The sequence below is a fragment of the Streptomyces violaceoruber genome, assembly GCF_033406955.1.
GTDB classification, from domain to species: domain Bacteria; phylum Actinomycetota; class Actinomycetes; order Streptomycetales; family Streptomycetaceae; genus Streptomyces; species Streptomyces violaceoruber.
Map to the genome: position 1 here is coordinate 8,084,923 of NZ_CP137734.1, position 25,914 is coordinate 8,110,836.

A 25,914-nucleotide genomic window follows, 5' to 3' on the forward strand; every position below is an offset into this window, starting at 1 on the left:
GTCGGGACGGTGGCGGTCCTCAGAGGCGCGGTGCCCCCGTCACCGACATCACCAGGGAGTACAGGGACGTGGTGGCCGTGATGAACAGGCGGTTGTTCTTGGGGCCGCCGAAGGCGATGTTGGAGACGGGCTCGGGCACGCGCAGACGGCCGATGAGCGTGCCGTCGGGGTCGTAGCAGTGGACACCGTCGTGCAGGGCGGCGGCCCACAGGCGGCCCTCGTCGTCGAAGCGGATGTTGTCGAAGTGCACGTCCCCCCGGCCCTCGGCGAAGACCTTCCCGTCGGAGAGCGTGCCGTCCTCCCGGATGTCGAACGCGTGGATCCGGGCGGCCCGCGAGTCGGAGACGAACAGCCGCCGCTCGTCAGGGGAAAGGATCACGCCGTTGGGCCCGTCGAAACCGTCGGCGGCGAGCCGCACCTGCCCGGACACCGGGTCGATCCGGTACACGTTGCACGCGCCGATCTCGGACTCCGCGCGATGACCCTCGTAGTCGCTGGTGATGCCGAAGTCCGGGTCGGAGAACCAGATGGTGCCGTCGGAGCGGACGACGGAGTCGTTCGGACTGTTCAGCCGCCTGCCGTCGAAGCGCTCGGCCAGGACGGTCACCCTCCCGTCGGGTTCGGTACGGGTGACGCGCCGGTTGCCCTGCTCGCAGGTGACCAGGCGGCCCTGCCGGTCGAGGGTGTTGCCGTTGCTGTGGCCCGCGGGAGCGCGGAAGACGCCGACCGAGCCGGTGGCCTCGTCCCAGCGCAGGATGCGGTCGTTGGGGATGTCGCTCCAGACCAGCTGACGCCAGGCGGGGAGGTACAGCGGGCCCTCGGCCCAGCGGCAGCCGTCATACAGGACCTCCAGCCTGTTGTCTCCGTTCGCACAGCGTCCGGTGCGGAAGCGGTCGTCCAGGATCTCGTACGGGCCGTCGGTGGACATGGTGTCCTCTCAGCGCGGTGATCAGTACCTCGTTCAACGTAGCACCCACATTACCGAACCAGATATGGTCCATGAATGAAATCAGTGGATGAGATCGACCGGAGACTGATCGCGTTGCTCCAGCAGGACGCGACCCGGCCGTACGCCGCGCTGGGCGGGGAGGTGGGTCTGTCCGCGGGCGCCGCCCACGAGCGCGTCCGCAAACTGCGCGAACAGCGCGTCATCCGGTCGACCACGGTCGACGTCGACCCCGAGGCGCTCGACCGCGGTGTCCTCGCCTTCGTGCTGGTCGACTCGACGGCGTGGATGGGTGACCGGGCCGAGGACTTCGCCGCCGTGCCGGAGATCCAGGAGGCGCACGTCATCGCGGGCAGCGCGGCCGTCCTCGTGAAGGTGCGCACGGCCACCACCGAGCGGCTCCAGGACGTGCTGCGCCGCCTCTACGCGATCGACGGGGTGAGCGGGACCCAGGCGACGGTGGTCCTGGAGACCTTCTTCGAACGGCCGTTGGACGCCGGCTAGCGACGTGCCGGGTGGCGCGCGGGTCGCCTACTGCGCACTGGCGGCCGGGCGCACCACGATCTCGTTCACGTCCACCTCGGCGGGCCGGGAGACGGCGAAGGCGATGGCGTCGGCGATCGCGGACGCCGGAACGGCCACCGAGCGGTAGGTCTTCATGTCCTCGCGCGCCCGCGGGTCGGAGATGGAGTCGGCCAGCTCCGACTCGGTGACGCCCGGGGAGACCACGCTGACCCGGATGTCCCCGGCCGACTCCTGGCGCAGCCCCTCGGACAGGGCGCGCACGGCGAACTTGGTCGCGCAGTAGACGGCGGCGGTCGGCACCACCTCGTACGCGCCGACCGACGCGATGTTCACGACGTGCCCGCCGCCCTGCGCCCGCATGACCGGCAGGGCGGCCGCGATGCCGTGCAGTACTCCGCGGACGTTGACGTCGAGCATCCGGTCCCACTCGGCCACCTTCAGTTCCGAGAGCGGCGAGAGCGGCATCACGCCCGCGTTGTTGACGATGACGTCCAGCCGTCCCCAGCGCTCCACCGCGGCCGACACGAACGCCCGTACGTCGGCGGCGTCGGTGACGTCGAGCCGCCGGTAGCCCGCGGTGCCGCCGTCCTCGGCGATCCGCGCGGCCAGCTTCTCCAGGCGCTCGGTGCGGCGCGCGCCGAGGAACACCCGGTGGCCGTCGGCGGCCAGGCGCAGGGCCGTGGCCTCACCGATCCCGCTGCTCGCGCCGGTCACCAGGACGACCTTGGAGGTCTGCGTCATGACGATGTCCTTCCGATGGATGGTCCGCATCTGCTGCGCCGAGTCTGTACGGGACATCGGGGACGGACCAGGACGCTCCCCGCCTGGGTGCGGCACACCCCGGCAACGCGGGACGGCGACTGCGGACACGGCTGTTCCGCCTCGTCGGCGGCATGCCCGGCGCGCGGGGACGCCGGCGTGCGGGAGGGCGGCCCGGGTGGCTAACCGGCGCTCGCGGCGCCCCGTGCGGACAGGGTGCGGAGCACGTCGAAGCACTCGGCGAGCAGGGGCCGCAGCGGTCGCTCCCGGCCCCCGTCGATCCAGCGCCGGAAGGCGACCTTGAGCACGGCGATCGCCGACTCGGCGGTCAGCTCCGCCGCCGGTTCGGCCACGCCGCGCCCGCGCAGCGCGTCGGCGAGCGCGCCGGACAGGGACGCGAGCTTGATCAGCTCCCGCTCCCGCAGCTCCGCGTTGGCGTCGATGACGCCCTGCCGCAGGCCCACCAGGTCACCGCGCTCCTCGAAGGCGCCCGCCGCGGCGTCGAGTGCGGCGGCCACCGCCTCCATCGGACTCGCCGTCGTGGGCGCCGCCGCGACGGCGGCCACGCACAGCTCCTCCAGCCTGCCGGACCCGGCGAAGAGGACCTCCCGCTTGTCGGTGAAGTGCCGGAAGAACGTCCGCTCCGTCAGCCCCGCACGCTTGGTGATCTCGGCCACCGGGGTCTGCTCGTAGCCGCGCTCCACGTACAGCTCCAGCGCCGCCTGCTCCAGGCGGCCGCGCGCGTTCGGCTCCCATCGACCCATGGCGCGGAGTCTACGTGAGGGCAGGCGCTGTCATGCGGGACGCGGTGCCGTGGGGCGCAGGCCGTCCAGGACGAGGTCGAGAAGGCGTTCGGCCTGCGCGCGCTGATCGGGGCGGGACGAGGTGAGGGCGATGCCCGCGAGGGCGGCGAACATGTCGGTCGACCTGATGTCGGACCGGATCTCACCGGCCGCCGCGGCGGCGTCCATGAGGGCCGTCAGGGCGGACTGGATCAGCTGCCGGCTGTCGCCGTAGGGATCGCCGCCCGAGGCGACGACGGCCCGCAGCGCGTCCGCCATCCCCAACTTCGCGGTGGCGTAGTCGATGAAGCGGCGGGTCCACGCGCGCAGCGCCTCGGCCGGGGGCAGCTGCGCCAGCAGACCGGGCACGGAGTCGCACAGTCGCGCCACCTCGTTGCGGTACGCCGCCTCGATCAGGGCCTCACGGGTGGGGAAATTCCGGTAGAGGGTGCCGCTGCCGACGCCCGCCTCCCTGGCGATGCGCTCGAGGTGCGCGTCCAGCCCCTCCTCGCTGAACACCCGCACGGCGGCGGCCAGGATCTTGTCCCGGTTGCGCTGTGCGTCGGCCCTCAGCGGCCGTTTCGTGGCGTCGGACATGAGCGGCCCTCTCCTCGTCGCCGGTTGCTAAGTGGAGGCGCCCCCGCTTACTGTGATGGAAGTGGCGGCGCCTCCACTTTCACTCTAGGGCACGACACAGCTCTGCCCATGTCCCCGTCCGGAAGGACTGCCCAACATGTCGGGAATCGAAGGCAAGGTCGTGGCGATCACCGGTGCCAGTGGCGGCATCGGCGAGGCGAGCGCCCTCCTGCTCGCCGAGCGCGGAGCCAAGGTCGTGCTCGGGGCGCGCCGTCCGGAGCGTCTGGCGGACCTGGCCCTGCGCATCGGCAGGAGCGGAGGGGAGGCGGCCTGGATCCGTACGGACGTGACCCGCCGCGAGGACGTCGCCGCACTCGTCGCCCTGGCCCGCGAACGTTTCGGCCGGCTCGACGTCCTCGTCGGCAACGCCGGCGTCGGCCTGATCTCACCCCTGGACGAACTCCGCGTCGAGGACTGGGAGCGGATGATCGACGTCAACCTGAAGGGTGTCCTGTACGGCATCGCCGAGGCCCTGCCCGTCTTCCGGGAACAGGGTTCCGGCCACTTCGTCAACATCGTCTCCACCGCCGGACTGCGCATCAGCCCGCTCATGTCGGTCTACGCCGGGACGAAGAACGCGGTGCGCACCGTGTCGGAGGGGCTGCGCCAGGAGGCCGGTGACAGCCTGCGGGTCACCGTGGTCTCACCGGGGTTCGTCCACACGGACTTCGCGGACGGCATCCCGGACGCCGGGGCCAGGGCCCAAATCCTCGACACCAGGGACCGGGTCGCCATCCCGCCGCAGGCCGTGGCCCGCGCGGTCGCCTTCGCCGTCGAGCAGCCCGACGGCGTCGACGTGGGCGACATCGTGGTCCGTCCCACCGCACAGGACTAGCCCGTCGTCGTCACCGGACCACCTCCCGGTCGTCGAGCGGGTCCGTGAGGCCCGTGCGGGGGTGGCGCGGCGCCGGTGGACCGAATAGGGGGGCGGACCAGGTATCCGACCGGTGCGCTCCAGACGTGCACCAGCCGGGTGAACGGCCGGGCGGCGAAGAGCGGGCAGGCGCTCGGCGCGTGCGGCCGGAAGAGCAGCGGGGCGTCGGCGATCGCCTCCGGCCGGGGCCCGAGCGCGAACAGGCCGCCGAACCAGACCGACACCGTGCCCCGGTAGTCGTATCCGCCGCCGGCGGGAAGTGCCAGCACCAGCCGACGAGTTCCCCGTGCCCCGGTGTCTCGACGACCGGGGACCGGCGGCCGGGGACACGCAGGTCGAGGCCGACCGTCCCGGTCCGGACGATCCGGAACCGTTCGGCACGCCGGCCTTCCTCGAAGAGGCGGGTGCCCTCCGCGACGCGGACCTCCCGCGCGACCCGCACGAGGCGCTCGCGGTGGTCGCCGTGGAGGGCCGCGGACAGGGTGGTGCCAGAGGTCACCGCTCCGGCTCCATTCGTGCGGTCACCGCGGACGGACGGCGGGGGGACCGCTCGGCGGGACGGTCCGCCCGACGGTCCGGGACCGCCGCTCGTCCGGCCGCCTCTCGCCGTTCCCTTCGGGGGCACGCCGGGGACTGTCGATCCGAGCGTCCCGCCGGCCGGCCGGGACACCAGGGGCCGTCGACCCCGGCACGGGCCGGCCGGCCCTGGTTCGCCCCCGGCGCTCAGCCCGCGCCGGTCCCCTGGCCGCCGAGGACCGCGACGGCCAGGGGCCGCTCGCCCACCGGGAGCCGGGTCACCCGGCCGGTCGCGACGTCGACGGCACTCAGGCCGTTCCAGTAGCCGTCGCGGGTGAAGCCGCCCGAGACGTAGGCGGTGCGACCGTCGGCCGAGAGGGCGACGGTCTCGTGCGGGCCGTCCAGCGGGACGACCCGTTCGTCGCCCTCGGGCGTGCGGACGGTCAGGGACGGGCCGTCGTCCTCGGACGGGTCGATCGGGCCGGTGCCCACCACGTAGAGCGTGCCGTCGGCGCCCGCCGTGACGCCGTGCTGGTGGGTGTTGGCGGTCATGTCCTCGATCCGGACCCGCCCGGTGCCGGGGTCGACCACCGCCAGGCGCTCGCCCTCGAAGGGCAGCAGCAGGGCCCCGTCGGAGGGGCGTACGGCGGCGTAGTGCGGCTTGAGCCAGGAGCCGAGGCCGCCCTCGGTGCCGTACGGGGCGACCTCGATGCGGCGCGCCGTCCAGTCACCGGTGTCGACGACGCTCACGTCGAACGAGTCGTGGTTGGTCGCGTAGACCTGCCGGCCGTCGCGCGAGACGTCGACGTCGAAGGGACGGCGACCGATCGGGACCACCCGCGTCACCTCCCGCCGTTCCGTGTCGACGACCTCCAAGGTGCCCTTGCCGCCGGGGACGTTGACCCCGACGTAGACACGGCTGCCGTCGGGGGACAGGGCGATGCCCATGCCGCCGCCCCGGTACTCGCCGGTCGTCACCGGGCCCGTGTCCGTCCGGTGGGGGACGAGGGCGGTGCGCACGCGCGTACGGGTGTCCACGGCGGCCACGCCCTCCGCGGTCGCCACCCACGCGGTGCCGTCCTCGCCGAGCGCGATTCCGTACGGCGCCGTCCCGACCCGTACCGAGCCCAGGTCGGCCGCCGTGCCCCGCCCGGCGGGGTCGACGAAGGTGACGGTGTCCGCGCCGAAGTCCGTGACCAGCAGGGTGCCTTGGGGTGTGCGTGCCGAGGTGCCGCCGGAGCCGGGTGTGCGCTGGGCCGTGCTGCCGGGCGGAGCGGACACCGGGGAGGCGGCCCCGTCGTCACCGCCGTCCGGCGCGCATCCGCCCAGCGTCGCGGTGACGGCGGCCAGCGCGGCGAGTCGGCCCGCGAGGGAACGCCGGTTCACCGCCGGACACCCGCCGCGCGAGGGCCGTCGCCGCCCCGCGACTCGGCCCGCCGCAGCAGGTCCGCGATGGCCTCGAACCCCCTGCGCTCGGCGTGGGCACGGGCCGTGACACCGTCGCCGTCCGGCAGCGAGGGATCGGCGCCGGCGGCGAGGAGCGCCACCACGACGTCCTGGTGCGCGCGGTCGCCGTCGCCGAGGACGACGGCTTCGAGGAGCGCCGTCCAGCCGAGCCGGTTGACGTGGTCGACGTCGATGTCCGTCTCGGCGAGCACGGCGCGTACGTAGGCCACGTGCCCGCGTTCGCTCGCCGGGATGACCGAGACGCCGCCGAACCGGTTGGTCAGCGTGACGTCCGGGCCGCCGGGCAGCAGCGCCCGCATCATCGGGACGCTGCCCGTGACCGGTGACCAGCCACGCGCTGTCGTCCCGCGCGTCCTGCGCGTTGACGTCCGCGCCGGCCGCGACCAGGACCTCGGCGACCGCGACCCGGTCGGCCAGGGCCGCCAGGAGCAGCGGCGTGCGGCCCTGTTCGTCGCGCAGTTCCCGGTCGGCGCCGGCCCGCAGCGCGGCCCGGGCGGCATCGGCGTCGCCGCGGCGAACGGCGTCCGACAGGGCGAGGTCGGCAGGGGTGGGTGGCTTGGCGGTCATGGTGGGACGGCTCCACGGTGTCGGGGACGTGTTCCTCAAGCCTGGACCCGCGAGGCGCCGGCAGGAGTCGACGCACCGGCTCCTCCCCGCCCGCCGGACGGACGACGGCCTTGTCGTCCGATCGGACGACCCGCCGGACGACTCCCCGGTCCCCCTTCGGCGGCTGGACCCGGACGTGCGGGTCAGCCGACCGGAAAGGGGAGCCGCGCCGCCAACTCGCCCAGCGCGGCCTCCTCCGCCGGGGTCGGCGCCCGCCGTCCGGTGCCGATCAGCAGCGCGTCCCGGTCGGTGAACACGGTGGGGAACGCCGTACCGACGACCCCCTCCAGCAGCTCCCGCGAGCGCCTGAGCCCCGCCGCGGGCGGGGGCGCCGCCTCCGGGAGGTGTGCGATCAGGTCGAGGTGGTGCAGGGACCACTCCAGTACGTACGCGGAGAGGTAGTCGCCCGCCGTGAGTACCTGGCCCTGTGTGCCGACCCGGCCCGCGGGGTCCGCGAGCGCGGCGGCGCGCCCGGCCGCGGAACCGACGTCGTCCAGGTGGAACTTGAGCAGCCCCGGCTGCTCGTAGGCGGCGGCCAGGCGGACGATCAGCGCGTCGAGCGGGTCGTCCCCGGTCGGGGGCTCAACGACCTGCCAGTAGGTCACCGCGTCCCGGGTCGGCTCGTCGGCCGTCGGGGTGGCCAGGGTGATCAGGACGTCCTGGGCGTCGACGACCAGATGGCACACCAGGTCCCGGACGAGCCAGCCGGCGCACCCGGACGGCCGGGCGAAGTCCTCGTCACAGAGGCCGGCGACCGCGGCGAGCAGGGCCGACCAGGAACGGGAGAAGAGATCCACGCCCGACAGCCAACACCACCGCCCGCCCGGCCGCGACCCGATTCGCGCGGGAGACGTGTCCGTCGGCTCAGCCGTCGGCGGTCGCGGTCGCCTCGGGCCGCTCGCTCAACTGCTCGCGCACGTAGGTCCACACCACCGCGATCAGCGCGGCGAAAGGTACGGCGAGCAGGCTGCCCACGATCCCGGACAGGCTGCCGCCCAGCGTCACGGCCAGGAGGATCACCGCCGCGTGCAGACCGAGGCCCCGGCTCTGGAGGATGGGCTGGAAGACGTTGCCCTCCAACTGCTGCACCACCACGATGATCGCGAGCACGATGAGCGCGTCCGTCAGGCCGTTCGACACCAGGGCGATCAGCACGGCCACGAAGCCCGCGAACAGCGCGCCCACGATGGGCACGAACGCGGACACGAAGGTCAGGACCGCCAGCGGCAGCACCAGCGGTACGCCCAGGATCCACAGGCCGAGGCCGATGAACACGGCGTCGAGCAGCCCCACCAGGGCCTGCGACCGGACGAAGGAGCCCAGGGTCTCCCAGCCCCGCAGGGCGACGACCGGGACGTCGGTGGCCAGCCGGCCGGGCAACTGACGGGCCAGCCAGGGCAGGAACCGCGGTCCGTCCTTGAGGAAGAAGAACATCAGGAACACGCCCAGGACGGCGGTGATCAGGCCGTTGACCACCGCGCCCACCCCCGTCGCCACCGCGGTCGTGATGCTGCCGACGCTGTCCTGGATGCGTGCCACCGCCGAGTCCATCGCACCGGTGATCTCGTCGTCACCGATGTTCAGCGGCGGCCCCGCCGCCCACTCGCGCAGCCGCTGGATGCCCTCGACCACGCCGTCGGTCAACTCGTCGGTCTGGGAGGACATCGGCACGGCGATCAGTGCCACGATGCCCAGGACGACCAGCAGGAAGGCCACCGTCACCACCGTGGCGGCCAGTGCCGGACGCCACCCGTGCCGCCGCAGGAAGCGGGCGGGGGGCCACGTCAACGTGGTCAGGAGCAGGCCGACGAGCAGCGGCCACACCACCGACCACATACGGCCGAGGACCCACAGGGTCACTGCGAGCATGACGAGTATCAGCAGCAGCTCGCCCGAGACGCGCGCGCTGGTGCGCAGCGCGGCCCGGGTTTTCGCCGCGCTCAATCCGGCAGACATGGGATCACCCTAAGGGGGCGCCCGTACGATGGACCCGTCGGTCCAATATTTTCGAGGTGTGCGGCGTGCGCGGTGAGTTGACGGCCAAGGGCAGGGCGACACGGCGCCGCATCGTCGAGGGCGCCGCGGCGGTGCTGCGGGAGCGGGGCGTCGCCTCGACGACCCTGGACGACATCATGGCGCGGACCGCCACCAGCAAGAGCCAGTTGTTCCACTACTTCCCCGCGGGCAAGGACGAACTGCTCGTCGAAGTGGCCCGGTTCGAGGCGGACCAGGTGCTGGAGGACCAGCAGCCCCAGCTCGGCCGCCTGGACTCGTGGGAGGCGTGGCGGGAATGGCGGGACGTCGTGATCGAGCGCTACGAGACGCAGGGCGACCAGTGCCCGCTCGGGTCGCTGTTCCTGCAGATCGGCCGCTCCACCCCGGGCACGCGTGCGATCGTGGTCGAGCTGCTGCGTCAGTGGCAGGAGAGCCTGGCGGCGGGCATCAGGTCGCTCCAGGGGGCCGGTGCGCTCCCCGCCGATCTCGATGTGGAGACCAGGGCGGCCGCCCTGCTGACGGCCATTCAGGGCGGTGTGTCCATCCTGCTCTCGACGGGGCGGTCGACCCATCTGCGGGCCGCTCTCGACCAGGGGATCGCGGACCTCCGGCGGGCGGGTGCCGCCGCGCGGTGACGCGGCACCCGCCGCGTGTCAGGCGGCGATGACGGCCGCCGCGGTGCGCCCGCCGTCGACGTCGAGCACGGTGCCGTGCACGAACGAGGACTCGTCGCCGGCCAGGTAGACGGCCGCGCTCGCGATCGCCTCGGGCGTGCCCATCTGTCCCGCCGGCGTGCCCTTCATCATGACCTCGGCGGGATGGACCTCGCCGGGCGGGGGCGTCTGCACCACCCCCGGCGAGATGGCGTTCACCCGTACGCCTCGCGCCCCGAACTCCGCCGCCCACGCCCGCGTCAGGGTCTCCACGGCACCCTTGGTGGAGCTGTAGAGCGCGCCGACCGGGACGCCCAGGCGCGCGATCCAGGAGCCCAGGTTGATGACCGTCCCGCCCCCGGCCCGGACCATGGCGGGTGCCAGGGCCGCGGTGAGGAAGAACGGGGCCTTGACGTTCACGGCGTAGACCCGGTCGAAGGTCTCCTCGTCGGTGTCGGTCGTGGTGCCGGGCGGATAGATCCCGGCGTTGTTGACCAGCACGTCCACGCGTCCGCCCAGCACGCGGGTCGCCTCGCCGGCCAGCGTCCGTGAGGCGGCCGCGCTGCCGTCCAGGTCGGCGTGGACGAAGTCGGCCCGGCCGCCGGCGGCGCGGATGCCGTCGACGACCTCCCTGCCCCGTTCGGCGCTGCGCCCGGAGACGACCACATGGGCCCCCTCGGCCGCGAAGGCCTCCGCGATGGCCCGTCCGATGTTGCTGGTCGCCCCGGTCACCAGCGCGGTCCTGTCCGCAAGCCGCATCGACATGTCCTGCTCCTCGCCTGCCGTCTCAGCCGTGTGCTTCTCCGTCGTCCCCGGCCGGCGGCCGGGGCGCGGATGCCACTGTGCGGCGAATAAAATGGACTGGCAAGTCCAGAAAAGAGTTCGGTCAGCCCGTACGGTGCCGGTGGCGGTACGCGCGCGGAGAGGTGCCGGTGACCCGTGTGAAGGAAGCCGCGGGCGGCCGGCTCCGACCGCTGGGCCGCCTGCGCCCAGTCCACGACCGCCGACGTCCTGTTCGCCGTGGGCGCCCGCCACTGGGTCGCCGACCGCATTGCCGCCCACGCGCTCAACCCCGCTGGATCGGCACCAGCCTCCAGCGGCACCTCGACGCCGCGACGATGCGGGTCCTGGGGCGATGGACGACGACGGGAACGTCATCGAGCGGCCCTCCTGCGAGACGCCCCTCCAGGACGCCGCGACCTCCGTGCTGCCGGCCGCGTCCCCACTGGTGGAGGGCGTCACGGGGCGCTGCTTCGAGGACGGCCGGGAAGCGCGGGCGGTCGCCGGCGGGGACGGGGAACAGGCGGGCGGCGTAGCTCCGCACGCGCTCGACCCGCGCGCCGCGGGCCGTCTGTGGGAGTACGCCGCCGGAACCGTCGGCCGGTGATCCGCCCCGGTGTCAGCTCTCCGGGACCTTGACCCAGTCGAGCGTGCGCTCCACCGCCATCTTCCAGCCCGCGTACCCCTGCGCGCGCTGCTCCTCGGACCACTGGGGCTCCCAGCGCCTGGACTCGCTCCAGTGGGTGCGCAGTTCGTCGGTGTCCCGCCAGAAGCCGGTCGCCAGTCCCGCCGCGTAGGCCGCGCCGAGGGCGGTGGTCTCGGCGACGACCGGGCGGCTGACGGGGACGCCGAGGATGTCCGCCTGGATCTGCATGCACAGGTCGTTCGCGGTCACCCCGCCGTCGACCCTGAGCACGTCCAGGTGGACCGAGGAGTCCTGCTCCATGGCCACGACGACGTCGCGGCTCTGGTAGCAGATGGCCTCCAGCGTCGCCCGGGCCAGGTGCGCGTTGTCGTTGTACCGGGCGAGGCCGACGATGGCGCCCCGCGCGTCGGAGCGCCAGTACGGGGCGAACAGGCCGGAGAAGGCGGGGACGAAGTACATCCCGCCGTTGTCCTCGACGGTGCGGGCGAGTTCCTCGCTCTCGGCCGCGGTCTTGATGATCTTCATCTGGTCGCGCAGCCACTGCACCGCGGACCCGGTCACCGCGATGGAGCCCTCCAGCGCGTAGACCGGCGGGTTGTCGCCGAACTGGTAGGCCACGGTGGTCAGCAGGCCGTGCTGGGAGCGGACCAGTTCCGTGCCGGTGTTGAGGACCAGGAAGTTGCCGGTGCCGTACGTGTTCTTGGCCTCGCCGGGCGAGAAGCAGACCTGGCCGACGGTCGCCGCGTGCTGGTCGCCCAGCACTCCCGTGATGGGCACGGCGGCACGCAGCGGCCGGGAGGTCCGGGTCGTGCCGAACGCCTCGGGGTGCGAGGAGGGGTTGATGGTGGGCAGCATGCCGCGCGGGATGCCGAAGAAGCCCAGCAGCTCGTCGTCCCAGTCGAGCGTCTCCAGGTTCATCAGCATGGTGCGGCTCGCGTTGGTCACGTCGGTGGCGTGGATGCCGCCGTCGGGGCCGCCGGTGAGGTTCCACAGGACCCAGGAGTCGGTGTTGCCGAACACCGCGTGTCCCTGCTCCGCGGCCTCGCGGACGCCGTCGACGTTCTCCAGGATCCACTGGATCTTCCCGCCGGAGAAGTACGTCGCGGGCGGCAGGCCGGCCTTGCGGCGGATGACGTCGCCCCGGCCCGACCGCTCCAGGTTCGCCGCGATGGCGTCGGTGCGGGTGTCCTGCCACACGATGGCGTTGTAGTAGGGGCGGCCGGTGCGCGGGTCCCAGACCACCGTGGTCTCCCGCTGGTTGGTGATGCCGATGGCCGCCAGGTCCGTCCCCGACAGGCCGCCGTTGCGCAGCGCGTTCTGCATCACCGAGTTGGTGCGCTCCCAGATCTCCACCGGGTCGTGCTCGACCCATCCGGAGCGCGGGAGGATCTGCTCGTGCTCCAGCTGGTGCTTCGCGACCTCGTTGCCACCGTGGTCGAAGATCATGAACCGGGTGCTGGTGGTTCCCTGGTCCACCGCACCGATGAAGTCCGCCATGGAAGCTCACATTCCGCCGGCGTGACCGGCCGTCGACTGCCCGAGCACCCCCCTCGGTCAGATTAAGGCGACTCGCGGCCGACCGCACATAAAGGGCATGCGCCGCTCAGGTCTGCCGGCGGGTGCCGTCGAGGGCCGGGGCGATGAGGGCGAAAGCCTGTTCGGTCAGTGCCTCGGGGTCCGCCGTGCCGTCGCTGTCGCTCCAGCGGTGCAGCACCGTGTTGAACGCGGTCAGTGCCATCCCGGCGGCCGGCTCGGGGTACAGCTCGTGGTCGGGGCCGAGGTCCGGGCGGCGGGCCAGCTCCGCCGCGAGGCCCTCGCGCCACCGTCCCTGCCGCTCCAGGAGACGCGCGTGCAGGGCGGGAGTGCGCAGAATCAGCCGGACCACCCGCAGTGCTCTGTCGGAGTGATCCGCGCAGGCCGCGAGGGGGCCGGAGAGGACGCTCCGCAGGGCCAAGGAGGGTCGTTCCCCGGCGGGGCGGGCCGCGAGCTCCCGGTGGATGCCGGCGCCCAGGTCCGTCAGGAACCGGACGACCACGGCCTCCTTCGAGGCGAAGTAGCGGAAGAACGTCCTCTTGGACACCCCCGCGGCGGACGCGATCTCGTCGGTGGTGACCTCTTCCCCGACGACCTCACCGGCGAGCGCCACTACTCACCCATGGCGTTCTGCAACCGGTCGAAGTTCGCGAACGCCGTCTTCGGACAGGAACTCCACCGACGGCTGGCCGAGACCGGCAGCCCGGTGCGCAGCGTGCTCGCACACCCCGGCTACAGCGCCACCGGCCCGCAGACGAGCGCACCGGCCGGCATGGTGCGGATGCTGTTCGGCCGCGTACTGCGGCCGCTCGCCCGGTCCGCCGAACGGGGAGCCCTGCCGCGGCTGTACGCGGCGGCCGACCCCGGTGTGCGCGGCGGCGGGTTCATCGGCCCGGACGGCCCGGGCGAGCTGCGGGGCGGACCGAAACGGGTCCGGCTGTCACCGGCGGCGGCCGACGCCGCCACCGGCCGCAGCCTGTGGGAGTTGTCGGAGCGGCTCACCGGCGTGGGGTTCCCGCCGGGACCGGCGACCGGCTGAGACCGCGCGACGGAGCAGGTCAAGGAGCGATCGGCAGCCGCCGCTTGTGGTCGGTCTGCCGGTAGCGGGTGACGATCGTCTCGAAGACCTGCTCCGTCACCGGCTTGCCCTCCAGGAAGTCGTCGATCTCCTCGTAGGTGACGCCGAGGGCGTCCTCGTCGGCCTTGCCGGGGTCGAGTGTCTCCAGGTCGGCCGTCGGGACCTTCCGGACCAGCGCGGCGGGCGCGCCCAGCGCGTCCCCGACCGCGCGCACCCGGCGCTTGGTGAGGCCCGTCAGCGGTACGACGTCGGCGGCGCCGTCGCCGAACTTGGTGAAGAAGCCGGAGACCGCCTCGGCCGCGTGGTCGGTGCCGACCACCAGGCCGCCGTGCGCCCCGGCCACCGCGTACTGCGCGATCATGCGCTGCCGGGCCTTGATGTTGCCGTGCACGAAGTCCTGGTGGTGGGGGTCCCGGAAGGCCACGTCGGCGGCGAGCAGGGCGTCGAGCGCCGCGTCGCTCGCGGGCTTGATGTCCACCGTCAGCACCCGGTCGGGCCGGATGAAGGAGAGTGCCTGCTGGGCGTCGTCCTCGTCGGCCTGGACCCCGTGCGGCAGCCGCATCGCGTAGAAGAGCGCCTCGTGTCCCGCGGCGCGGGCCCGCTCCACGGCCAGCTGGCACAGCCTGCCCGCGGTGGTCGAGTCGACCCCGCCGCTGATCCCGAGCACGAGCGCACGCAGACCCGTGGAGGTCAGCCGCTCGGCGAGGAAGGCCACCCGGCGCTCGATCTCCCGTTCGGCGTCGAAGGTCTCGGCGACCTCCAGTTCCCGGGCGATCTCCTTCTGCAGGGCGATGGACGCCGGCTCGCTCAATTCCGCTCCTTGTTCGACGGGCAGGGTGTTCCTCGATTCACCCTACCCAGAGGCGGCCGGAGCACCGGTCCGCCCACCGGATCCGTGGAGCGGGAGGTGCGGGGCGGCCGTCAGGAACCGCCCCGCACGGCTACGGGTCAGTTCAGCGGTTCGACCCGGATGTCGCGGAACCGGACCTTGTTCCCGTGGTCCTGCAGCCGGATCGCCCCGGCGGCCGGGGTCTCGGCCCGGCCCGCCGCGGTGGGACCGTCTAGGGCGATGTCGTCGTGGACCGTCTCTCCGTTCCACACCACCGTCACCCGCGCGTCGGCGGTCTTGGCGCCGTTCTCGTCGAAGCGGGCGGCACGGAAGACGATGTCGTACGTCTGCCAGGTCTCCGGAGCCGTCGCCGCGTTGGTGTCGGGTGCCTTCTTCAGATAGATAGCCCCGGCCTCGTTGGTGTCCAGGGTGGTGTCGCCGTAGGAGTCGAGGATCTGCAGCTCGTAGCGGTCCTGGAGGTAGATGCCGCTGTTGCCGCGGTCCTGGCCGGTCACGTCGTCCGGCAGCAGCGGGACGCGGAACTCCACGTGCAGTTTGAAGTCCTGGTAGGCGTCCTTGGTGCGGATGTCGCCGCAGCACACCTCCATCGACCGCTCCTCGGCCAGCGGCCAGGCCGCCTTCCTCCCGTCCGTGTGCTGCCACTGCTCCTGAGAGGCCGCGGTGCCGTCGAACAGGGCGACCCGCGCGCCGTGCGGGCGCACGGTGATCAGGTCGAGGTTGACGTGGCCGGTGTCGCCGGGGTCGTAGCGGTAGGAGACCGTGTTGTGGCCGGCCCGCAGCCGCACGCTCTCGGTGCGGGTGGACCAGGTGTCCCAGTCCCCGGTGGACGGGAGCTGTGTCTGGCGCACCTTCTTCCCGCCCGCGTACAGGGACAGCGACTTGGTGCCCTCGAAGGGGTCCGGGCCGTTGGAGTAGCGCAGGCCCACGTCGTAGGTGCCGGTCCTCGGGACGGTCACGTCGAACGTCGTGGTGACGTCGCCCTCGGTGGCGTAGCGGTCGACGAAGCCGCTGCCGGAGTAGCCGACGTGGTCGGTGTTGATGCCCGCCTTCCCCGTCAGACGCGCCTCCTCGGCCTCGTACAGGGTGGCCGCGGGCGGCTGCTTGCCGGGCATCTCGTTGAGGGTGTACCAGGCCTCGGTGCTCCAGAGCGTCTCACCGGAGGCCGAGGTGAAGGGGCGCGGGGAGCGCACGTGCACGACGCGGTCGGGCTTCAGGCCGTCCAGCCGCAGCCGCACGGTGCGGCCGTCGTCCGAGAGCGTCGCGGACCGCACGGCCAGCTCCTCCTCGGCGATCTTCGGGCCGCCGTAGTCGCCGGTCGGCGTGTAGCGCCACTGCTCGGCCTCGTAGCGGGACGCCAGCTCCGCGGCCGTCTCCTCGGACACCGGCTGGGTGTACGTCAGGTCGAAGCCGCCGGGCACGGCCCGCATCTTCTGGACGTCGAAGGTGTTGCCCCCGTTCGGCGTCAGCTTCTGCAGGCCGAACTTGAGCTTGCCCTCCTGCCCCCAGTTGCCGTCGGCGCCCAGGCCGCCGGTGTAGATCGCGCCGTCGGGGCCCATGGAGACCCGGTTGACGCCCGCCTCCAGGCCCTGCGTGTAGCGGAAGACGGCGCCCTGGTACTGGCCCTTGACCTTCTCCAGGTAGGCGCGCTGGAGGCCGCCGTAGGTGACGTCGCCGATCAGCAGCTGGCCCGCGAACCTGCCCTTGGTGAGGTACAGCGGGGTGGAGGGCGAGTTGCCGATCTCGTTCTGCGGCAGCCACAGCACCGGCTCGGTGACGGGGGAGTCCTCGAAGGGCCCGGCGGGCTCGGTGTAGTGGTTGAAGAAGCGGTCCTGCTTGATCTGGACGAGCTTCGAGGCGGGCAGCCAGCCGCCCTGGTTGTCGGTGGCGAACAGACTCCCGCCCGGTCCCCAGCCGATGCCGTTGGGCGTGCGCAGCCCGCCCGCGATCGGACTGATCTTCCCGGTCTTCTTGCTGATCTTGTACGTCGTGCCGCGGTTGGGCGCGGGCTGCGGGTTGGTGGTCGCGCCGCCGAGGTCGATGGCGACGGAGAGGTTCACGTAGAAGTAGCCGTCCCGGTAGAGCAGGCCGAACGCGAACTCGTGGAAGTTGCCGCCGTAGGGCCAGGTGGCGATCGTGCGGTACTCGTCGGTCACGTCGTCGCCGTCGCTGTCGACCAGGCGGGTCAGCTCGTGCTTCTGCGAGACGTAGAGCGAGCCGTCCACGTACTTGATGCCCATCGGCTCGCGCAGCCCGCTCGCCACCTTCTCGACGGTGACCTTGTCGCGGCTGGTCTCACCGGTGACGTTGTCCAGGAGGTACACCTCTCCGGCAACGTTGTCGGTGCCGCCCCAGGTGCTGATGGCCAGGCGGCCGTCGGGCAGCCAGTCCATGCCGGTGACCTGCGGCTCGAAGCCTTCGGGGCGCAGGTCGGTGAGGTCGAGGTCGGGGCGCACGGAGGTGAGTGGCAGACCGTCGCCGGGGGTGTCGCGCCCGGCCTCGCACTCCTTGCGGCCCGGCGCCGTCACCCGGACGACCCCGGCGTCGGTGCTCAACGCCTCGGTGGGGACGACGGTGAACCCGCTCTCGCCCGGCGGCATCCAGGACAACTGCACCTGCTGGCCGCCGCCGCGGTCGAAGTGGTCGATGCGCAGCGGGTGCGCTCCCGCGGTGAGTTCGACCGTGCCGTCCTTGGGCTCCGCGCCGTGCAGCCCGTCGTGGTCGATCACCGTGGCGCCGTCGAGGGTCAGCCGGGAGCCGTCGTCGCTGACGAGCCGGAACACGTAGGTGCCATCACGCGGTGCCACCAGATAACCGGACGCCTGGGAGACGAAGTTGTCGGCGATGCCGCCGAAGTCGGCGGTGGTGGACCAGTCGACCGTCGGCATCAGCTTGTCGTGGTTGGGGGTCTGGCCCGGCTTGAGGGTGCACAGCTCGTTCAGCGGCGTCTGGACGTCGAACACGCGCAGCGTGACGCCGGGTTCCTGCGGCGGGATGTCGGCGGGGGCCGCCGAGGACGCCGGGGCGGCCCAGGCGCCGCCGAGCGCGACGGCCGAGGTCAGCAGGAGGATGAGGTGTCTTCGGGCACGCGAGAACAGCCGTGGGTGCATTGGTCCTCCGGGTGGTGGGGACCGGACCGTGCCGGATATCGCTCCGGTCTTGTGCGGTGTGACGGACGTTCCGCCGCCAAGGTAGGAGACTTCCGCTCGACGTGTCCATACTTTGTCATCGGTGTGTTCAAAGTTCCCGACGTCAAGTCCCCGCCCCGGGTGGCGCGTTCGACCGTCGGCTCAGCGGCCCTTGCGCACCCGGGCCGCCGCGCGCGCCTCCGCGGCCCTGCGCGCCTCGACGGCCTTGCGGGACCCCTTGGCGGCACCGGCGGGACGGGTGCCCATCCCGCGGAAGGGGGCGTTGCCGCTCTCCTTGCCCCGCCCGGCCGGCGGGCGCTTCGCGCCGGTGAGGTCCGTCAGCTTCTGCTCGCCCGACCGCACCGGGGTCACCGTCGGCCGGATCCCGGCCTCGGACATCATCCGGTTCACCTCGCGCCGCTGGTCCGGGGTGACGAGCGTGACCACGCTCCCCGCCCGGCCGGCCCGCGCCGTACGCCCGCCGCGGTGCAGGTAGTCCTTGGCGTCGGCCGGCGGGTCGACGTTGACGACGAGGTCGAGGTCGTCGACGTGGATGCCCCGCGCGGCGACGTTGGTGGCCACCAGCACGGTGACCCCGCCCTCGACGAACCGGGCGAGGGTGTGGGTGCGCTGCGGCTGCGACTTCCCGCTGTGCAGGGCGCCCGCGGACACCCCGGCGGCCCGCAGCTCCCGGGTGAACCGGTCGACCCCGGCCTTGGTGTCGAGGAACATCAGCACCCGGCCGTCGCGGGCGGCGATCTCGGTCGCGGTCGCGTACTTGTCGGCCGGGTGGACGGTCAGTACGTGGTGCTCCATCGTGCTCACCGAGGCCGACGCCGGGTCGACCGACACGGGGACCGGGTCGTGGAGGTGGTCCCGCACCAGCTGGTCGACGTCGCCGTCGAGGGTGGCCGAGAACAGGAGCCGCTGCCCGTCGGAGGGGACCTGGTCCAGGATGCCGGAGACCTGCGGCAGGAAGCCCAGGTCGCACATCTGGTCCGCCTCGTCCAGCACCGTGATCCGCACCTGGTTCAGGTGGCAGTCCCGGCGGGAGACCAGGTCGGTCAGGCGGCCCGGCGTGGCGACGACCACTTCGGCGCCGTCGCGCAGCGCCTGGGTCTGCCGGTTGATCGACAGCCCGCCGACGACCGTGGTCAGGCGCACGCCCAGCGCCCGCGCGTACGGCGCCAGCGCGTCGCTCACCTGCTGGGCCAGTTCCCGGGTCGACACCAGGACGAGGGCCAGCGGCCGCTTCGGCTCAGCGCGCCGGCCGGCGGTCCCGGCGAGCAGGGCGAGACCGAAGGCCAGCGTCTTGCCGGAGCCGGTCCGCGCCCGGCCGAGGACGTCGCGACCGGCCAGCGCCTCGGGCAGGGTCGCCGCCTGGATCGGGAACGGGCGTGTCACCCCGAGGGAGGTCATCGTCTCCACCAGTACGGGCGGCAGTCCGAGGCCGTCGAAGGATGCGGTCGGCTTCGCGTTCATGGGAGACCTTTCTGATCAGGCGCCCGGAACGCGACCGGGCCCGTACCCCTCGGTACGGACCCGGGCGCCTCGAAGCGTGGGCCCATTTTACCAGCGGGCGTTCCGCCGCCTCACGGCCGAGGGTGCGGGGCCTGCTTGGACTCGACCCGGCCCAGCGGATCAGGCCCGGAGTCCAGTGCGTCCCGTGCCACCTGCCAGGCGGTGTCCCCCGGATACAGCGTGGAACGCAGGTAGGCCCAGGTGAGCCGCTGCACCGCGGCGACTCGGCCGGGGTCCTCGTCGGTGGTCTCCGCGACGTCGTATCCGGCCACCCCGCCGAGCCCGTGCTCGGCGCCGAACAGGGTCAGCAGCGACTTGGGGCCGGGGGAGAGCGAGTACGGGTCCGTGTGCCACTCGGGGCCGGACACCGTCAGGTGGGCGGAGTCGTCCCGGTCGCCGGCGACGACGAGTGCGGGCGTGGTCATGCGGGAGAAGTCCGTGCTCAGGAAGAAGGGCATGCTCTGGGCGGCGGACTCGCTGAGGGCGTCGCCGCCCCGGCCGGGAGCGGCCAGCAGGACGCCCGCCCCGATCCGGGGCTCGGTCAGGTCCACCTCCGTGCCGTCGTCCGGATCGGTGAGCCGGGCGCCGAGCAGCAGGCTCGCGGTGTGTCCGCCCATCGAGTGCCCGGCGACCGCGACCCTGCTCCGGTCCAGCCGGCCGGAGAGCTGTGGGACGGCCTTCTCCAGGAGGTCGAGCCCGTCGAGGACACGCGTCATGTCCTCGGCGCGCGACCGCCAGAACAGGGGCGCTCCGGGGGTCCCGGGATCGAGAGCCAGCGTCCGCGAGCTGAGATGGGTCGGCTGGATCACGACGAAGCCGTGTGCCGCCCAGTAGGTGGCCAGCGGCGCGTAGCCGTCCAGGGAGGAGAGGTGGTTCGAGTAGCCCTGGCCGTGGGAGAGCAGGATCACCGGGAGGCCGGTCCCGGTCACGGGCGCGGAGACCCGCAGCCGGAGGTCCACGGGGCGTCCCGGGGCCGGGAGCACGACCGGGGCGACGGAGAGGACGGGAGCGGACGCGGGAACGAAGTCGGTCGGGTGGGTCTGTGCGCTCATGCTGCGGATGTCCGTTCGATGAGTCGACGGCGGAGACGGCGAAGCCGTGCGGGAGGCGACGCGTCGGCGCGAAAAAAGCGGGACGCTGTCCCGGTTAAATATACGGAACGCTGTCCCGTTTGGTCAACGCGTGCCTTCCGAGGCCGGCGGCGACCCGCGCCGCGCCGCCCGCACCCGGCGGTGGCTCCACCCGAGCAGGGCGAACAGCACGAAGCCCGAGATGATCAGACTCGCCCCGGTGGCCCATCCGGAGTACGGCAGCTCGGGCACGAGACCCCAGGCCGCACCGGCGGCGAGGAGGAACAGGCCCACGAGCACGGAGCCGGCGATGCGCCATCGGGACGAGACGCTCTCCTCGGCGGCACGCATCGCCCGGACGCGGACCGGGGCGACGAACCGGTCCAGTGCCGGAACGGCGCGCGCCAGCAGCACCACGCCGGCGAAGACGAGCAGCAGGCCCGGACCGGGCAGCACCAGCAGCGCCACGCCGATCAGCAGCAGGACGGCACCGAGGGCACCCAGGGCGGTGCGCCGGATCGACTCGACACCCCGTGCCATGGCGCCCCACTCTCCTGCGGTCGGCAAGGACTCCGGTTCCGTCGGCGTGCTCAGCCTAGGCAGGGATCGGGGTGCGGGCGATTCAGGAGCGGCCCCGGACGCGGAGCCGGAGGCGCGGCAGGCGAGGGCCGGGTGCCGTCGCCCCGCGGGCCCGGCGTGAGGCGGGTGGCCGGTCGCGTCCGTCAACGCCCGATGTGGCCGGGGACGTTGTGATTGCGCCCCATCGACGGGCAGGGACTTCGCTGCTAGACCTGCACCACCCGTACCACCTGCACCCGCCTTCCAAGGAGGAGCATGTGAGACCACGTCGCGCGGTCGCCCGGACCGCCTCGGCACTCGTCGCCGCCCTCGCCCTCACCGTCGGCCTCGGGGGCCCCGCCGTCGCGGCGCACGAGGCGGAGGCCGGGCCGGCCACCACCGGGACCGGTTCCGTCACCCACGAGGAGAACGACCGCGTCCCCGAGGGCTCGGTCTGGACCCAGCACTACTTCCCGTCCGCCGACCGCTCCGGCACCCGGCTGCACGCCGACGTCCTGCTGCCCGAAGGGCTGAAGCGGAAGGAGAAGGTGCCGGTCATCCTGTCGATCGGCCCGTACTTCGCGCACGCGGGCCAGACCGGCCCCGAGGGCTGGTCCCGCACCGGCCCCTCCGCCCGCTTCCAGGACTTCATCGAGGGCACCGACCTGTTCGACGAGGGGTACGCCTTCGTCATGGTGGACCTGCGTGGCTTCGGGGGCTCCACCGGCTGTCTGGACTGGGGCGGACCCGGCGAACAGGCGGACGTGAAGGCCGCGATCGACTGGGCGGCGAAGCAGCCGTGGTCCACCGGCGCGGTCGGCATGTACGGCAAGTCCTACGACGCCGTCACGGGCCTCATCGGCAACAACCTGGACCAGCGCGCGCTCAGGGCCGTGGTCGCCCAGGAGCCGGTGTGGGACATGTACCAGTACATCTACTCCAACGGAGTGCCCCGCCCGAACGTGACGGGCACCGCCGGTGCGTACAACTCCATCGCCTCGATGCCCCCGATGGCCGACGACGACCCGCGGTACCAGGCCGCCGCCCGTTACGAGGAGAGCCACCCGGAGTGCCTCACGGAGAACTCGGCCGGCTACCGGATATCCGACCAGCGGGACCCGCACTGGACCTCCCGTGACCTCGCGAGGATGGCCCGGGGCAGCGACACCCCGCTCTTCGTCACGCAGGGCTTCGTCGAGAACAACACCAAGCCCGAGGAGATGGAGGAGTACCTCGACAACCACCGCGGCCCCGAGCGCGGCTGGCTCGGCCAGTGGGACCACGTGCGCGGCGGCGACCGGGTCGAGGACGGACGCCTGGCGATGGGCCGGGCGGGCTGGTACGACGAGACCCTCTCCTTCTACGACCAGTACCTGAAGGGGACCAGGCCGACGGTGCGTTACCCGGCCTACGCCGTCGAGGACTCCACCGGTGCCTGGCGGGCCCAGCGCACCTGGCCCGTCACCGAACGGACGGTCACGCTGCCGCTCGGCGGCGGCTCCTACGTGGACGACGGCGGGGCGTCCGCCCGTGCGGCCCTGACCGCGTCCGGCAGCCCGGCGCCGAAGGCTCCGCCGCAGCCGGCCGGCAGGTGGGACATGGAGAACGCGCCCGCGACCGAGCAGCCCGCCCCGGCGGGGCTGGCCGCGGAACTGGCGAAGCGTCAGCGCGCCGGTGAGGTCGCCTCCAGCTTCTTCGTGTGGTCGAAGCCGCTGAAGAGCACCACGCGCGTCACCGGCACCCCGCGGGTGTCCCTGACGGCCCGCGGCGCGGGCAACGTCATGCTCAAGCTGTACGACGTCGCCCCCGACGGCACCGCGGTCATGTTCGACGAGCAGGTCTCCCTGGTGAAGTCCGGCCGGATGAGCGTCGACCTGAAGGCGACCGACTGGACCCTCGCCGCCGGGCACGTCCTGGCGGTGGAGATCGGCTCCATCCAGACCGGCTCCTGGCGCGACACGCCTTCCGGCGAGACCGTCGAGGTCGAGGGGGCCAGGCTCGGGCTGGCGCTGGACAATCCGGCGGACGACGTCGCCACCGCAGGTGACCGGTCGCCGTACCTGGACACGTATCTGCGTCAGTACACGGTGAGCCTGCCGGCCGGGCCGGGAACATTCTCGGTGGTTCCGGGCGGCCGGTCGTGACAAGCTGTGCTCCTGTTGTCCGAGCCCAGGAGGTCGCCATGACTGAAGAGTCTTCATCGCAAGCAGGTTCGGAACCGGCGGAGGCCGAGGGCACCGCCCTGACACCCGATGCCGACGGTCAGTACAACCTGAAGGACAAATTCCGCGAGGCGCTGGAGCGCAAGCGCGGCAAACAGGCGGAGGCCGCCGCCCTCGCCGCCAACGCCGACGTGGCGAAGATCCGGGGCACCCACGGTCCGGCCGCCAGCCAGCGGTCGTTCCGGCGCAAGAGCGGCTGAGGCCGCGCAGGACCCGCAACCCGGCAGGGCCCGACCGTGACGGCACGGTCGGGCCCTGCCCGTCATGGGTGTCCGGTCGCGGCGCTCAGGGGCGGGCGGTCAGGTAGCCGCCCATCGAGGTGAAGTACTCGGTCGCGGCCAACTCCCGGCCGTCCTCGGTCCGTACGCGCGTGATGGCGAGGCCGTGGTTGCGGCCCCGGCGCGCGTCGGCCCCGGCGACGATCACCACGCCCTCGCCCTCGCGGTAGAAGATCCGGCCGGGCGTGCCGCCGTACCGGGCCTCGGAGACCACGGCGGCGAGGATCTCCAGCCGCCTGCCGCGGTGGAAGGTGAAGGCGCTGGGGTACGGCTCGGACTGGGCCCGGACCAGACGCTCCAGGTCCTCGGCCGGCCAGTTCCAGTCGATGCGGATGTCCTCGGCGGACCGCTTGTGGAAGAAGCTCGCCCGGGACCGGTCCTGCTTGGTGAACTCCGTCTGCCCGGAGGCGATGAGCCCGAGGGCGCCGACGGTGACCGGGGCGATGAGGTCCACGGTCTTGTGGAACAGGTCCGTGGCGGTGTCGGCCGGGCCCACCGGCACGGCCTCCTGGCGGACGATGTCACCGGCGTCCAGCTCGTCGTTCATCATGTGCGCGGTGACGCCCACCTCGGTCTCGCCGTTGATCAGCGCCCAGATCAGCGGGGAGAACCCGGCGTACTTCGGCAGCAGCGAGTCGTGCACGTTGAGCGTGCCGTGGCGCGGGAGGCCGAAGATGCGCGGGGGGATCCAGGTCCGCCAGTTGTTGGCGACGATGATGTCCGGATCGGCGTCCTTGAGGCGCTCGAGCAGCTCGTCGTCGTCCGGGCGGTTGCGGATCAGCACCGGGACGCCGTGCTCCTCGGCGAGGTCGGCGACGGAGTCGCTCCAGATCTTCTCGTACGCGTGCTCGCTCCTGGGATGCGTGACCACGAGGACCACGTCGTGTTCGGAGTCCAGCAGGGCTCGCAGGGTGCGGTGGCCCCAGGTCTGGTAGCCGAACATGACGACCCGCATGGGGTTCCTCCTCAGAGCAGGGGCTGACCCGGGCAGTTAAGCAAGGCTTACCTTAGTGCGCAACACCGCCTCGGAGGTCCCGAGTTGGCTCGAATCGGCCCCTGGTGCGCCCTATCGACAGCCGTATCTCATTAGCTTAGGCTCACCTAAGTTTCCGGCGCACGATGGGAGTGACATGTCACAGGTTCTTCCTGCTGACTCAACGCTGGTCCACGACCTCATTGGTATCGGCTTCGGACCGTCCAATGTCGCCATGGCGATCGCGATCCGCGAACACAACGCACAGGCCGGCGGGCAGGAGGAGCTCGACGCCCGCTTCTTCGAGCAGCAGCCGCGCTTCGGCTGGCACCGCGGCATGCTGATCGACGACGCGACCATGCAGGTGTCCTTCCTCAAGGACCTGGTGACCCTGCGCAATCCGGCCAGTCGGTACAGCTTCCTCTGCTACCTGCAGAGCAGGGGGAGGCTGATCGACTTCATCAACCACAAGAACCTCTTCCCGCTCCGGGTCGAGTTCCACGACTACTTCGAGTGGGCGGCCGCCAAGGTCGACGACATGGTCTCCTACGGCCACGAGGTCGTCGGCGTCGCACCCGTCGTGCGGGACGGCGTGGTGGACCACCTGGAGGTGACGGTGCGTTCGGGGGAGGGGCTCGAGGTCCACCGGGCGCGCAACCTCGTCGTCGGCACGGGGCTGCGCCCCCTCGTGCCGGAGGGCGTGGAGCGCGGCGACCGCGTCTGGCACAACTCCGAACTGCTGGCCAGGGTCGACACGTTGGAGGGCACCTCGCCCTCCCGGTTCGTCGTCGTCGGTGCCGGCCAGAGCGCCGCCGAGAACGTCGCCTACCTGCACCGACGCTTCCCCTCGGCGGAGATCTGCGCGGTCTTCGCCCGCTACGGCTACAGCCCCGCCGACGACAGCGCGTTCGCCAACCGGATCTTCGACCCGGCGGCGGTCGACGACTACTTCACGGCGCCCGGCAGCGTCAAACGCCGGCTGATGGACTACCACGGCAACACCAACTACTCCGTGGTGGACATCGACCTGATCGACGACCTGTACCGGCAGATGTACCGGGAGAAGGTCCTCGGCACCGAGCGGCTGCGCTTCCTCAACGTGTCCCGGCTCTCCGACGTCAAGGAGACGCCGGACCGGGTGCGCGCCACCGTGACGTCGCTGGTCACCGGCGAGGAGAGCCACCTGGACGCCGACGTCGTGGTCCTCGCCACCGGCTACGGCCCCGCCGACCCCCTCGGCCTGCTCGGCGAGGTCGCGGACCGCTGCCTGCGCGACGACGAGGGCCGGGTGCGCGTCGAGCGCGACTACCGCGTCGCCACCGACCCCGCCCTGCGCTGCGGAATCTACCTGCAGGGCGGCACGGAGCACACGCACGGCATCACCTCGTCGCTGCTCTCCAACACCGCCGTCCGGGTCGGCGAGATCCTCGAGTCGCTCCTCGACCGGGGCCTCGAGTCCGCTTCCGACGAGGTCCGCACGGTCGCCGACGGGACCGGCACCGGCGCGCGTTAATGTACGGC

Annotated in this window: 24 protein-coding genes and 3 pseudogenes; 8 read left to right on the top strand and 19 right to left on the bottom strand. The window is 72.5% G+C overall.

The window, feature by feature from the left end; translation table 11 throughout:
* Positions 1 to 19: 19 nt before the first annotated feature.
* Positions 20 to 928, bottom strand: coding sequence for an SMP-30/gluconolactonase/LRE family protein (locus R2E43_RS36510; RefSeq protein ID WP_319214485.1), 909 nt, complete (start codon positions 926 to 928; stop codon positions 20 to 22).
* An 84-nt stretch (positions 929 to 1,012) separates the two neighbouring features.
* Here R2E43_RS36510 and R2E43_RS36515 point away from each other — a divergent pair, with 84 nt between their 5' ends.
* Positions 1,013 to 1,450 (top strand): Lrp/AsnC family transcriptional regulator, encoded by a 438-nt coding sequence (locus R2E43_RS36515; protein ID WP_011027181.1) that lies wholly within the window; start codon positions 1,013 to 1,015, stop codon positions 1,448 to 1,450.
* Positions 1,451 to 1,477: 27 nt separating this feature from the next.
* Here the strand turns inward: R2E43_RS36515 and R2E43_RS36520 are convergent, their stop codons facing one another.
* The 3 genes from R2E43_RS36520 to R2E43_RS36530 form a co-directional block, all read right to left on the bottom strand.
* Positions 1,478 to 2,212 carry an SDR family oxidoreductase gene (locus R2E43_RS36520; RefSeq protein ID WP_030862685.1) on the bottom strand — a complete coding sequence of 245 codons (735 nt, stop codon included), beginning with the start codon at positions 2,210 to 2,212 and terminating at the stop codon, positions 1,478 to 1,480.
* Positions 2,213 to 2,412: 200 nt separating this feature from the next.
* Entirely contained in the window at positions 2,413 to 2,994 is a 582-nt protein-coding gene (locus R2E43_RS36525; RefSeq protein ID WP_191848922.1) for a TetR/AcrR family transcriptional regulator, read from the bottom strand.
* Between the two features lie 30 nt (positions 2,995 to 3,024).
* Positions 3,025 to 3,609 carry a TetR/AcrR family transcriptional regulator gene (locus R2E43_RS36530; RefSeq protein ID WP_030862680.1) on the bottom strand — a complete coding sequence of 195 codons (585 nt, stop codon included), beginning with the start codon at positions 3,607 to 3,609 and terminating at the stop codon, positions 3,025 to 3,027.
* A gap of 136 nt (positions 3,610 to 3,745) precedes the next feature.
* Here R2E43_RS36530 and R2E43_RS36535 point away from each other — a divergent pair, with 136 nt between their 5' ends.
* A complete protein-coding gene (locus tag R2E43_RS36535) occupies positions 3,746 to 4,483 on the top strand; it encodes an SDR family oxidoreductase (protein WP_003978344.1) in 738 nt (245 codons plus the stop codon).
* Here R2E43_RS36535 and R2E43_RS36540 read toward each other — a convergent pair.
* The 6 genes and pseudogenes from R2E43_RS36540 to R2E43_RS36565 all read right to left on the bottom strand — a co-directional run bounded on the left by R2E43_RS36540 (position 4,480) and on the right by R2E43_RS36565 (position 9,067).
* Positions 4,480 to 4,791: a respiratory nitrate reductase subunit gamma gene (locus R2E43_RS36540; RefSeq protein ID WP_308428280.1), complete on the bottom strand. Its 312-nt coding sequence runs from the start codon at positions 4,789 to 4,791 to the stop codon at positions 4,480 to 4,482. The genes R2E43_RS36535 and R2E43_RS36540 overlap by 4 nt on opposite strands.
* Positions 4,773 to 5,021: pseudogene (locus tag R2E43_RS36545) on the bottom strand (cyclic nucleotide-binding domain-containing protein); the annotation flags it as partial. The pseudogene R2E43_RS36545 and the gene R2E43_RS36540, both read right to left, overlap by 19 nt.
* A gap of 224 nt (positions 5,022 to 5,245) precedes the next feature.
* Entirely contained in the window at positions 5,246 to 6,424 is a 1,179-nt protein-coding gene (locus R2E43_RS36550; protein WP_332057002.1) for a YncE family protein, read from the bottom strand.
* Positions 6,421 to 7,072 (bottom strand): annotated as a pseudogene (locus R2E43_RS36555) (ankyrin repeat domain-containing protein). Before R2E43_RS36555 ends, R2E43_RS36550 begins: the two are co-directional and overlap by 4 nt.
* A gap of 182 nt (positions 7,073 to 7,254) precedes the next feature.
* On the bottom strand, positions 7,255 to 7,908 hold the full coding sequence (locus tag R2E43_RS36560; RefSeq protein WP_003978349.1) for a maleylpyruvate isomerase N-terminal domain-containing protein: 654 nt from the start codon (positions 7,906 to 7,908) through the stop codon (positions 7,255 to 7,257).
* A gap of 67 nt (positions 7,909 to 7,975) precedes the next feature.
* Positions 7,976 to 9,067, bottom strand: coding sequence for an AI-2E family transporter (locus tag R2E43_RS36565; protein WP_003978350.1), 1,092 nt, complete (start codon positions 9,065 to 9,067; stop codon positions 7,976 to 7,978).
* A 65-nt stretch (positions 9,068 to 9,132) separates the two neighbouring features.
* Here R2E43_RS36565 and R2E43_RS36570 point away from each other — a divergent pair, with 65 nt between their 5' ends.
* Positions 9,133 to 9,741, top strand: a complete 609-nt coding sequence (locus tag R2E43_RS36570) for a TetR/AcrR family transcriptional regulator (RefSeq protein WP_011027174.1) — start codon at positions 9,133 to 9,135, stop codon at positions 9,739 to 9,741.
* A gap of 18 nt (positions 9,742 to 9,759) precedes the next feature.
* Here R2E43_RS36570 and R2E43_RS36575 read toward each other — a convergent pair whose 3' ends face one another.
* The gene (locus R2E43_RS36575; RefSeq protein ID WP_329433310.1) at positions 9,760 to 10,524 is read right to left on the bottom strand and encodes an SDR family NAD(P)-dependent oxidoreductase; all 765 of its coding nucleotides are present in this window, start codon (positions 10,522 to 10,524) and stop codon (positions 9,760 to 9,762) included.
* Positions 10,525 to 10,894: 370 nt separating this feature from the next.
* Here R2E43_RS36575 and R2E43_RS36580 point away from each other — a divergent pair, with 370 nt between their 5' ends.
* Positions 10,895 to 11,146, top strand: a complete 252-nt coding sequence (locus R2E43_RS36580) for an SDR family NAD(P)-dependent oxidoreductase (RefSeq protein ID WP_003978353.1) — start codon at positions 10,895 to 10,897, stop codon at positions 11,144 to 11,146.
* Positions 11,147 to 11,158: 12 nt separating this feature from the next.
* Here R2E43_RS36580 and glpK read toward each other — a convergent pair whose 3' ends face one another.
* Positions 11,159 to 12,682, bottom strand: a complete 1,524-nt coding sequence (gene glpK / locus R2E43_RS36585) for a glycerol kinase GlpK (protein WP_003978354.1) — start codon at positions 12,680 to 12,682, stop codon at positions 11,159 to 11,161.
* Between the two features lie 106 nt (positions 12,683 to 12,788).
* On the bottom strand, positions 12,789 to 13,331 hold the full coding sequence (locus R2E43_RS36590) for an acyl-CoA-like ligand-binding transcription factor (protein WP_332057003.1): 543 nt from the start codon (positions 13,329 to 13,331) through the stop codon (positions 12,789 to 12,791).
* Here R2E43_RS36590 and R2E43_RS36595 point away from each other — a divergent pair.
* Positions 13,299 to 13,757, top strand: a pseudogene (locus tag R2E43_RS36595) (short-chain dehydrogenase); the annotation flags it as partial. The gene R2E43_RS36590 and the pseudogene R2E43_RS36595 sit on opposite strands and share 33 nt — an antisense overlap.
* 19 nt (positions 13,758 to 13,776) lie before the next feature.
* On the opposite strand, the gene nadE reads toward R2E43_RS36595, so the two are convergent.
* The 5 genes from nadE to R2E43_RS36620 form a co-directional block, all read right to left on the bottom strand.
* The gene (gene nadE / locus R2E43_RS36600) at positions 13,777 to 14,607 is read right to left on the bottom strand and encodes an ammonia-dependent NAD(+) synthetase (protein WP_003978357.1); all 831 of its coding nucleotides are present in this window, start codon (positions 14,605 to 14,607) and stop codon (positions 13,777 to 13,779) included.
* A gap of 137 nt (positions 14,608 to 14,744) precedes the next feature.
* Positions 14,745 to 17,753, bottom strand: coding sequence for a family 16 glycoside hydrolase (locus tag R2E43_RS36605; protein ID WP_332057004.1), 3,009 nt, complete (start codon positions 17,751 to 17,753; stop codon positions 14,745 to 14,747).
* Between the two features lie 180 nt (positions 17,754 to 17,933).
* Positions 17,934 to 19,253: a DEAD/DEAH box helicase gene (locus R2E43_RS36610; RefSeq protein ID WP_011027167.1), complete on the bottom strand. Its 1,320-nt coding sequence runs from the start codon at positions 19,251 to 19,253 to the stop codon at positions 17,934 to 17,936.
* Between the two features lie 110 nt (positions 19,254 to 19,363).
* Positions 19,364 to 20,344: an alpha/beta hydrolase family protein gene (locus R2E43_RS36615; RefSeq protein WP_093455410.1), complete on the bottom strand. Its 981-nt coding sequence runs from the start codon at positions 20,342 to 20,344 to the stop codon at positions 19,364 to 19,366.
* A 123-nt stretch (positions 20,345 to 20,467) separates the two neighbouring features.
* A complete protein-coding gene (locus R2E43_RS36620; RefSeq protein WP_011027165.1) occupies positions 20,468 to 20,902 on the bottom strand; it encodes a PGPGW domain-containing protein in 435 nt (144 codons plus the stop codon).
* Positions 20,903 to 21,198: 296 nt separating this feature from the next.
* Between R2E43_RS36620 and R2E43_RS36625 the strand changes: the two genes are divergently transcribed.
* Both R2E43_RS36625 and R2E43_RS36630 read left to right on the top strand, forming a co-directional pair.
* A complete protein-coding gene (locus tag R2E43_RS36625; RefSeq protein ID WP_168715185.1) occupies positions 21,199 to 23,064 on the top strand; it encodes a CocE/NonD family hydrolase in 1,866 nt (621 codons plus the stop codon).
* Positions 23,065 to 23,102: 38 nt separating this feature from the next.
* A complete protein-coding gene (locus R2E43_RS36630; RefSeq protein ID WP_003978364.1) occupies positions 23,103 to 23,342 on the top strand; it encodes a DUF5302 domain-containing protein in 240 nt (79 codons plus the stop codon).
* A gap of 85 nt (positions 23,343 to 23,427) precedes the next feature.
* Here R2E43_RS36630 and R2E43_RS36635 read toward each other — a convergent pair whose 3' ends face one another.
* Positions 23,428 to 24,375: a methionyl-tRNA formyltransferase gene (locus R2E43_RS36635; protein ID WP_332057005.1), complete on the bottom strand. Its 948-nt coding sequence runs from the start codon at positions 24,373 to 24,375 to the stop codon at positions 23,428 to 23,430.
* 175 nt (positions 24,376 to 24,550) lie between these two features.
* On the opposite strand from R2E43_RS36635, the gene R2E43_RS36640 reads away from it, so the two are divergent.
* A complete protein-coding gene (locus R2E43_RS36640; RefSeq protein ID WP_121717120.1) occupies positions 24,551 to 25,906 on the top strand; it encodes a lysine N(6)-hydroxylase/L-ornithine N(5)-oxygenase family protein in 1,356 nt (451 codons plus the stop codon).
* Positions 25,907 to 25,914 lie beyond the last annotated feature (8 nt).